Consider the following 9,914-nt stretch of genomic DNA (forward strand, 5'->3'; position numbering starts at 1 on the left):
CGCGCAAGTTATTTCATTTCGACTCCTGACGTTTCATGGCGGTGTTGATCGGACCGTGTACGTGTTCGCTCACGAAGATTTCTCCTGGTGGTCGCGCTCCCTTGACCGTGATATCCCTCCGGGTAGTTTCGGGGAGAACCTGACGTCGTTGGGAATGGATGTCACCGGCGCTCGGATCGGCGAGGTCTGGGCCGTCGGGTCCGCGGTGGTCCAGGTGACCTCGCCCCGCACCCCCTGCCGTGTTTTCGCCGGATTCTGGGACGTCCCGGATCTCATTAAGCGCTTTTCGCGGCGCGGTACGCCCGGCGCGTACCTGCGGGTTCTGGCCGAAGGAGAGGCCGCCGCCGGGGATTCGATCACAGTCCTGCACCGGCCCGGGCACGGGCTAACCGTCGGGCAGGTCTTCCGATCGCTCACGACCGAGCCCGACGGGCTGCCCGCCCTCGGCGGCATCACGGATCTCCTTCCGGAAGACCTACGGAACAAGGTTCAGCGACGGCTGGCCCGATCAGCTCCCGCCAGCGGCGGGTAACGTCTCGGTCGCCGGGCCGGGCGCGGTCAGAACTTCAGGTACATGTCGTCCGGAATGATCGGCTGGTGGTAGGTGCACGATCCCGAGAGCACCGTCGATCCGTGCAGCCGCGACTTGGGAATGAGAATCTTGTCGCCGTCACTCAACGCGATCTTGTGAGTGACGTTGTTCCAGAAGTGCATGTCACCCGACTCGATCATGACCAGCCGGTGCTCGTCGTGGACGTGCGTCGTCGATGTCTCGTCACACGACTCGACGAACGTGTCGAGGTCGACCGCTATCCCCTCGGTGGTGAGGTAGGCGTCGATGGCCTCGGCCTTCGCCTTGTACTCCTCGATCGAGTCGGCCCAGGCCAGCTGCTCGGCGAGGTCACGGTCCCAGCGGCGGGCGAGCTGGGCGGCGTCCGTGAAACCGGCGTGAAAGGCGGTCAGAGCCGCATCCCCGGACAGCGCGAGCAGCGGGGTGAGCAGCGTGTCGACCAGGTCGTCCAGCGCGGCGGGGGTCAGCGCCGGCGGTGACGAGGCGAAGAATGCCGGCCGCTCGCCGAGGCCGTCCTCGACCGCATCCGCCCAGGCGGCGGCGGCGACCGCGTCGTCGATGCGCTGGTGCACGAACGCGCCGAGCAGCTCGGCATGCCGGTGCGGCGCGCGGGACAGCTGGTGGAGACGGTTGCCCCGGGCCAACGAGGTGTTCAGGTAGAGCTGCCAGTAGGCCCCGGCCGTCGGGGTGAGCCCGGCCACGGCGAGCAGGGCCGTCCAGGCGTCCGAGCCCGCCACCCAGCGCCGGTAGTCGTCGAGAAGCAGTCGCCGAGCGACCGGCTGGGCGAGGTCGTACTCGCCGAGCGACGCGCGGGCGGTCGCCGTGCGTACCGCGGGCAGGAATGCTGAGAGCTGCAACAACGCGAAGGTCGTCGCCTCGCGCCGGTCCCGGGTGCCGCGCAGCACCGTGAACGCGTCCCCCGGGTGGTCCCGGCGTTCCTCCCAGTAACCGCGCAGCTCGCTCAGCAACCCGCCGGCGGACGGGCCGACCGGCGGGGACGGGCGTTGGTGCGCCAGGAACGAGAACAGGTGGCGTTCGAGGACCGGCTGGGCGAGCGCGCCACGCAGCCGGTTCCCCGCGCCGTAGAAGTCCGAGGCGTCACGATCGGCCGCCGCGTTGCGGTTCGGCGGCAGGTACAGCAGGTCCGCGTCGTAGATGTTGCGCAGCATCCGGTGCCCGAGCAGGCCCGAGAGCTTGAGGGTGTCCTCGGGTCCCAGCGCGGTGCCGTAGTCGAGCCAGGCCAGGTCGGCGGGCCGGACCGGGCGCCGGTACGGGTCGTCCTCGGTGGTCAGCTCCTCCCACTCGGCCGGGCGGAAGGCGGGGTTCGACGCGAACGAGCGCACGAGGGCGTGCGCGCCCGGTCCGTGCTGGGCGGCCTCCACCCGGCGGGCCAGATCGTCGGGCCCGGCCGGCTCGACGGGTTCCGAGCGGCCGGGTTGCTCCACCGGCGCGCTCGCCGCCGGCACTGGGTCGAGGGATCGCTCCGGGGTGGTGGGCCCGGCCAGCGTCGTGGTCTGGTCCGAAGTCATCGAGTTCCTCCTCTGGTGGGGATGGTCGTTGGCGGCGGGCGGGCCAGGCGGGCCGGGCGCGGCGAGCGCGCTCCGGTCGATCTTTCCGGCCGCGGTCAGCGGCAGCTCGGCGACGTCGACGAAGGTGTCCGGGACCATGTGCTCGGGCAGCCGTTCGGCCAGGCAGGCGCGCAGGTTCGGTGGGCCGCTCGCCCCCGCGCGCACGCAGTACGCCCGCAGCTCGCCGTCGTCCCCTGCCTGGCCGGGGACAAGGACGACGGCGGCCTGGCGGATCCCAGGCTGGCCGCACAGCACGTTCTCGATCTCCTCCAGCTCCACCCGGAAGCCGCGGATCTTCACCTGGTTGTCGGCCCGGCCGAGAAACTCGATCTCCCCGTCGGCGCGGAACCGGCCCAGGCCTCCGGTGGCGTACATCCGGCTGCCGGGCACTGGGCTGAACGGGTCGGGCACGAACTGGTCCGCGGTGCGGCGCGGGTCGTTGAGGTAGCCCCGGGCCAGCGGCAGCCCGCTGATGAAGAGCTCGCCGACCGCGCCGAGCGGCACCGGGTTGTACTCGGCGTCCAGGACCCGGAGCTGAGTGTTCGGGTTCGGCCGCCCGATCGACACGCGGGCGGTGGCCTGGTCCGGGTCGAACACCCGGCAGGAGACGCCGATCGTCGCCTCGGCGGGCCCGTAGCCGTGGTAAAGCCGGGCCCGCCACCGCTCCCGGAAGCGCCGGTAGGCCTCGTCGCGCAGGACCTCGCCCCCGCACCAGACGTGCCGCAACGAACGCCCCGCCTCCACCGCGTCCGGACACTCGAGCATCGCCCCGAGCGTGGACGGCGCGACATAGCAGAACGTCACCGAATGGGCGCGGATGATCTCGAGCAACGCGCCCGGATCCGCCTCGGCCCCAGGCGGCGCGATCACCATGAGCGCCCCGGCGACCAGCGGCAGGAGGATTTCGTTGATCGAGATGTCGATGCTCAACGGCGCTTTGTGCAGGACGACGTCATCACCGGTGAGGCCCAGCAGGTCGACCTGCCAGCGCAGCCGGTTGCAGATCGCCTGATGACGGATCATCACGCCCTTGGGTGTCCCGGTCGACCCGGAGGTGTAGATGACGTAGGCGAGGTTCTCCAGGTCCACGGCGGGGTACGGGTGCGGGTTGTCGGCCGAGACCGCCCTGGCGGGCGTGCCGCCACCGGCGGTGACGAGCCGGCCGGCGGGGTCCAGCCGCAGCAGCGGCACGAAGCCGGCGCTGGCCGACAGCTCGGGCGGGGCGCCGGCCGCCCCGGCCACCACCGCCGCGATCCCGGCTTCGTCGGCCACCGCGCTGATGCGCCGGGCCGGCCAGGAGCCGTCCAAGGGGACGAACGCGCCGCCGGCTCGCAGCACACCGAGCAGGGCCACCACCTGGGCGGCCGAGCGTAGCAGGCACACACCGACGGTCACCTCCGGGCCGACCCCGACCGCGCGCAACGACGCGGCGACGGCTTCGGCCCGCCGTTCGAGGTCGGCGTAGGTGAGGGTGACGGCCACGCCCGCGCCCGCGTCGGCGCCCGCCAGACCGACAACGGCGGTCGCCTCCGGCGTCCGGCGGGTCGCCTCCGCCACAAGAGCGGTGAGCGAGCGCTCGACGAGCGGATCCACCCGCCCGCTGGAGAAGTCGTCCGCGACCGGTCGCCGCTGGTCGAGGTCGGTCCCGCCCCGGCCAACGTCGCTGGATGGACCCGAAGTAGGGATGGAAGACCGTCTCGCGACCATGGTTTTCCCTTCCGTTCAGGCGGAACTCGTGGCGACCGGCCCGCGGCCCGACGCCGGGTCCGGGCCCTCGAGCCCGCCGTACCGGCCGGTGCGCGCCGGCGCGGCGGCGCCGGACGAGCCGCCGCCGCGGCCTGACATCCGTCGCCGCAGGCTGCGTGGCCGCAGATCGGTCCAACTCAGCTCGATGCTGTCCAGGCAGTGCTGCCGGGTTCCCGTGACGGGCGTGTCGAACCAGCCGAGCGCATTGCGTCGCCCGTACGGCCACACCGAGTACTGCTGTTCCTGGTTGACGACCACCTTGAACAGGCCCGTCGCGGCCGGGCCGGGCCGGCCCCGCTTTCCCGACCGCCGCCCCGGGCGCTGTTCCGGGCGTCTCCACGGCGGCTTTCCCGGCGCTTGTTCCGGCCGTCTCCCGGCCGGGAGCGGCGTGGAACGGGCATTTCTCTGCGACCGATGCGTCGTCACGCAGGAAGTACTGCTTCCATTCCCGGTTGTCCGGGTCGCCGTAGGAGCCCAGCAGGGGCGTTGAATCCACCTCATCCATCCTCCTGAGACGCTCGCGGATTATTTTCCGCGCGGCGGCGCCCCGCGGGCTGGTCGGCTCCAGGCCGGTGAAGACCCAGCGGGGCTGGAACGTGATGGTGAACACCGGGTTGCTCCGGCTGCGTAGCCGGTGGTGAGCCGGCGTGTTACAGACGACAAAAATCGGGGTGCCGCGGAAACTGAACTCCCAGCCGGGATCGTCGATGTCGGTCGGGATGTCCGACGGCCAGGGCTCGCCATCGCTGTCGTGCAGATAGCGCAGCACCGACCAGAATCGCTGTTCGTAGGAGAGGACGTCGTCTGGCTCCGGCCCCGCCGTCCCGCCGCCGGATCCGAAGAAAACCACGAGGGAGGTGTTCCGCGATATCGACTGGTACACCGAGAGATAGGCGGCAAGGATATCCGGCAGTACGGACCAGGTCCGTTCATCGTGCAGATCGTCGACGAAACCGAACCGCAGCCCGCCACCATGGGCCGCGGCCACCGCGAAAACGCAGGGGAAAGGCTCGGCGTCGGACCGCAGCGTCGCCATGATATCCCGCGCGCAGGCGGCGCCCCAGCCTGGCATCGGGCCGATGGCCAGGTCCAGGATCTCCTCGCGGTATGAATCGGTCGTGCTGGTCATACTCACCCCACGAAGTTTCGGCCTGTCTCGCACTCTGCTTTCTCTCTTTCCTCAGCCGCGGGCCGGTCCCGACCGGCGGTCGCGATGTGGATTTAGTTCCGGCCGGCCGAAGCGGTTGCCGGTGATTTCGCCGCCCCCCCGGTGCGCGGCGCGGGCGGCGAGTGCGTCGAGCGCCCGTAGCCACGCGGCCGCGAGGTTGCCTACGACCGCCGCGCCGGGCCCATCCGGCCCCGCCGTCCACCGCGCGCTCAACTCGGGGCCGCCCGGGCCGTCGAGGGCTCGCACGATCAGGCTCAGCGGGAATGGATCGGGCGCCTCGGCGTTCCAGTCGGCGAAAAGCTCCTCGTCCTCGGCGGCGACCGACCAGTCCGCCACCTCGCCCCGGGCCAACCGACCCACGTAGTTCAGGTAGATCGTCGGTAGGGGAGCCGCCGAGAGGACCGGCGCGGTCCGCGGATTGAGGAAGCGCAACATGCTGTAATCGGTTCCGCCGTCGGGGATCTGGGTCATGAGCTCGCGCACCCGCGCCACGGCGGCGTCCACGGCCCACGCACCGAACGCGGCGCCGTCGTCGGCCGGCCACTCGAGCAGGAACGGGTAGATCTCGGCCATCCAGCCGACCGTCCGGGACAAGTCCAGATGGTCGACGATCTGCTCCTGCCGGCCGTGGGCCTGGACGGCCACGACCATCCCCGACGAGCCGGCGGCGCCGGGCCGGGTCTGGTCGGCCACGGCCAGGGACAGCGCGGCGAGCAGGAGCTCGTCCACCCCGACCCCGAACGTGGCGGGAACCGTCGACAGCAGCGCGGCCGCCCGCTCCGGCGGCACGCTCACGGTGACCGCTTCCGGCTGGTCCACCCGGGCCGGTCCGGCCGGTCCGGCCGGACCGGCCACGTCCGCCGTCCAGGCCACCGGCGTGGCCCGGCCGAGCAGGTCCAACCAGAACGGCAGCCGCGCCTCGGTCTCGGTCGCGCGCGCCCGCTCGTCCAGGCGGCGCGCCCATCGGGCGAACGAGACCGGGACGGGCGCGAGCTGGGGCCGCCCGCCCGCCGTCAGCGCGCCCGCCGCGGCAGCGAGATCATCCAGCACGATCGGCCAGGAGACGCCGTCGATCAGCGCATGGTGGATAATCAGCAGCAACCGGCCCGGGCGCTCGCTGCCCGCGTCCAGCCAGACGCAGCGAATGGCCTGCCCGCTGTCCGGATCGAGTTCGGTGTTGGCCGCCGCCGCCAGCCCTGAGATCAGCGCTCGGCCGCCCACGCTGTCGAAGCCGTCGCTCGCGGCGATGCCGGCGGCGTCGATCCGGCGGACCCAGGGACGGACGTCGACGCCGCCGCGCGACGCGATCGCCAGCGACCAGGCGGGACCACCGTCCGCGCCGGTCGCCACCGCGCCGTCCGGGAAGGCACCGGGTGAGTCCGAGCGGACGAGGCGGGCCCGCAGAACGTCGTGGTGGTCCACGACCGCTGTGATCATCGCGTGGAGCGTGGCCAGGTCCAGCCCGGCCGGGGTGCGCAGCAGCACCGGCGAGGAGAACGACGAGAACGTCGCCCCGCGGCCGCGCGCCGCCTGCAGCGCCGGAGTCGGCGGGACGAGGACGATCCCGGCCGGCTCGGAAGCCGGCTCGGAAGCCGGCTCGGCCGCGCCGACGGCGGGCGCGCGGGCCGTCCCGTTGGCGGCGGACGGTGCCCGGCGCGTGACAGCGGACGGTGCCCGGCGTGTGACAACGGTGGCGAGCGTCTCGGGCGTGCGGTGGCCGAACAGCAGCCGCGGGGTCACGGTGAGGCCGGCGGCCCGGATCCGGTTGACCAGCCGCATGGCGACGATGCTGTCGCCGCCGAGGGCGAAGAAGTCGTCCTCGGCGCCGACCCGCTCGGCCCCGAGCACCGCGGCGAAGGCGGCGACCAGGGTCGCCTCGATGTCGTTCCCGGGAGCGCGCCCGGACACCGTCGCGCCCGCGCCGCCGGCGACCGGCGCCGACGGCTCCCGGTCGGCGCTGGCCGGGACCGCGAAGGCCGCCGGCCAGCTGAGCTCCAGCCCGCTCACCGGCGCCGACGGGTCGGCGGCGACGGCGGCGAGAAGCTCCCGCAGCCGCGCGCCGATCCGATCGGCGCTGGACCGGTCGAACAGGTCGTCGCTGTAGGCGACGCCGATGGTCAGGCCGCCGTCGGCTCCGGCCCGTTCGATGAAGTCGAAGGACAGGTCGAACTTGGCGCTGGTCCGCCGCACCGGTTCGGGCCGGGCGCTGACCGCGTCGAGGGCCAGCTCGTCGACGGCGTCGGAGGCCGCCAGGTACACGATCATGACCTGGAACAGCGGATGGCGAGCCAACAGCCGCGGCGGGTTGACCGCGTCCACCACCCGGTCGAACGGCAGGTCGTGGTGGTCGAGGGCGGCGAGGTCGCTCTCGCGGACCCGCCCCAGCAGCTCGCCGAACGACGGGTCACCCGACAGGTCGGTCCGCAGGACCACCGTGTTGAGGAAGAACCCGACCAGGTCGTCGAGGGTGTCGTCGACCCGGCCGGACACCGGGCTGCCGATGGGGATGTCCTCGCCCGCGCCCAGCCGGTGCAGCAGAGTGGCCACGGCCGCCCGCAGCACCATGAACAGGCTGGCGTTGTGGGCCCGCCCGACGGCGCGCAGCGCCGTGACGGCGTCGGCGTCGAGCGAGAGCTCGACGATCCCGCCGGTGTGGCTCGGCTCGGCCGGGCGGGGCCGGTCGCTCGGCAGCGCCAGCTCGGTGGGCAGGCCGGCCAGTGCCTGGCGCCAGAACTCCCGCGATCGGGCGGCGGAACTCGTCGGGTCGGTCTCGTCACCCAGCCGCGCACGCTGCCACAGCGTATAGTCGACGTACTGGACGGGCAGCGGCGCCCAGTCCGGCGCGACGCCCGCGGCCCGCGCCCGGTAGGCGACGGACAGGTCGCGGGCCAGCGGCCGGTCGGAGCCATCGTCGGCCGCGATGTGGTGGACCAGGAACTGCGCGATGTGCAGCTCCGGCGAGCACCGGACGACGGTCACCCGCATCGGTGGCTCGCGCTCGAGGTCGAACGGATAGGCTGCGGCCGCGGCGAGCAGGTCCGCCAGGCCGTCCCCGCCCGGCTCCGGTCCGGGCCGGTCGCCGCCGGCCGGGGCCGCCCACTCGACCACCTCGAACGGGATCTCCGCGCCGGCCGGGTCGAGGATCCGCTGCACGGGCTCGCCGTCGGGAGCGGGAAAGACGGTCCGCATCGCTTCGTGCCGGGCCACCACGTCGTTCACCGCCGCGCGCAGCGCGGGCACGTCCAGCGGCCCGGTCAGCCGCCAGGTGATCGGGATGTTGTACGTCGGGCTGGGCCCCTCCACCTGCCCGATCACCCATAGGCGCCGCTGGGCGTACGACAGCGGCGGGTTCTCCGGGCGCCGCCGCCGGCTGACCGCCGGGCGGGCGGTGCCGGCCGCCTCCATCAGCCGCGCGAGCCGGGCGACCGTCGGGTCCTCGAAGACCGTGCGGGGGGTGATCTCCACGCCGAACGCCGACCGGACCGCCGCGCACAACCGCATGACGAGCAGCGAGTGGCCGCCGAGGGCGAAGAAGTCATCGTCGAGGCCGACCCGGTCGACGCCGAGCACGGCCGCGAACCGCTCGGCCAGCAGTTCCTCGCGCGCGTCGCGGGGCCGGCGGCCGGCGGCCGGCGCCGGGGCGGGCGGCTCGGGCAGCGCCGCCCGGTCCAGCTTGCCGTTGACCGTGCGGGGCAGCCGGTCCAGCGCGACGAACGCCTGCGGGAGCAGGTACGCCGGCAGCACGCGGGCCGCGTGGGCCCGGGCCGACGCGACCGGGTCCGGGCCGCTCCCCGGCCCGGGTACCAGGTAGGCGACGAGCTGGAGCGCGGGCGGGGCGTCCGGGCGGAAGACGACCGCCGCCGTCCCGACGCCGGGCGCCGCCTCCAGCGCCCGTTCGATCTCGCCGGGCTCGACCCGGAACCCGCGCAGTTTGATCTGATCGTCCGCGCGCCCGAGGAAGGCGAGCGAGCCGTCGGGCCGGCGGCGGGCGAGGTCGCCGGTGCGGTACATCCGCGCGCCGGGCGCCCCGAACGGGTCGGCCACGAACGGGTCGGCCACGAACCGGCCGGCCGTCAGGCCGGGGCGGCCCAGGTAGCCCCGGGCCAGCCCGGGACCGGACAGGTACAGCTCGCCGGCCACCCCGTCCGGGACCGGCGCCAGAGCGGCGTCCAGCAAGTAGGCCCGGGTGTTGGCGACAGGCGCGGCCCAGCCCGGGTCCGGGCCGGTGCCGGCCGGCGCCGGCCCAGCGCCGGCGCTGTGCCAGCCGTAGGCGTCGACCGAGTACTCGGTCGGCCCGTACAGGTCGTGGGCCACCATCCCGGGGATGGAGCACAGCCGCTCCCACAGTGGCGGCGGGGTGGCCTCGCCGCCGACCAGCAGCACGCCCGGCCGGTGGCTCGTCGTGCCGGGGGACCCCGGCCGGAGGAACCCCTGGCTCATCAGCTCCTGGAGGTAGGTCGGGGTCAGGTCGAGCACGTCGATCCGGGCCCGCTCGATGTAGTCGACGAGGGCGGCCGCGTCCCGCGCGGTGAGCTCGTCGACGACATGCACCTCGTGTCCGGCCAGCAGCCACAGCAACGGCTCCCACGAGCCGTCGAAGCTGAACGAGGCCGCGTGCAGTACCCGCTGAGCGTCCCGGTCCGGGCCGGCGGCGTGCTCGGCCGGCGCGATGAGGTCGACCACGTGGGAGACGAACAAGTTGACCAGGCCCCGGTGGGTGCCGACGACCGCCTTGGGGACACCCGTGGACCCCGAGGTGTAGATCACGCTGGCCGCGCCGGCCGGGTCCGGCCGGGCAGCGGCTGGACCGGCTGGACTGTAAAGGGCGGGGGCGTCGAGGGCGGGGGCGTCGAGCGATAGG

Annotated in this window: 4 protein-coding genes and 1 pseudogene; 1 reads left to right on the plus strand and 4 read right to left on the minus strand. The window is 73.5% G+C overall.

The annotated features are described in order from the left end of the window. On the plus strand, positions 1–532 hold a 532-nt coding region (locus ACY5KJ_RS13165; RefSeq protein WP_462203462.1), incomplete at its 5' end, for an MOSC domain-containing protein. 26 nt (positions 533–558) lie between these two features. Here the strand turns inward: ACY5KJ_RS13165 and ACY5KJ_RS13170 are convergent. The 4 genes and pseudogenes from ACY5KJ_RS13170 to ACY5KJ_RS13185 form a co-directional block, all read right to left on the minus strand. Then, entirely contained in the window at positions 559–3,846 is a 3,288-nt protein-coding gene (locus ACY5KJ_RS13170) for an amino acid adenylation domain-containing protein (protein ID WP_462203463.1), read from the minus strand. A gap of 15 nt (positions 3,847–3,861) precedes the next feature. Continuing rightward, positions 3,862–4,143, minus strand: a complete 282-nt coding sequence (locus tag ACY5KJ_RS13175; RefSeq protein WP_462188594.1) for an MbtH family NRPS accessory protein — start codon at positions 4,141–4,143, stop codon at positions 3,862–3,864. 190 nt (positions 4,144–4,333) lie between these two features. Continuing rightward, positions 4,334–5,014 (minus strand): annotated as a pseudogene (locus ACY5KJ_RS13180) (YqcI/YcgG family protein); the annotation flags it as partial. Between the two features lie 51 nt (positions 5,015–5,065). After that, positions 5,066–9,914, minus strand: a 4,849-nt coding sequence (locus tag ACY5KJ_RS13185) for a condensation domain-containing protein (RefSeq protein ID WP_462203464.1), incomplete at its 5' end; no start/stop codon positions are given.

Source organism: Frankia sp. CcWB3, from assembly GCF_977927595.1.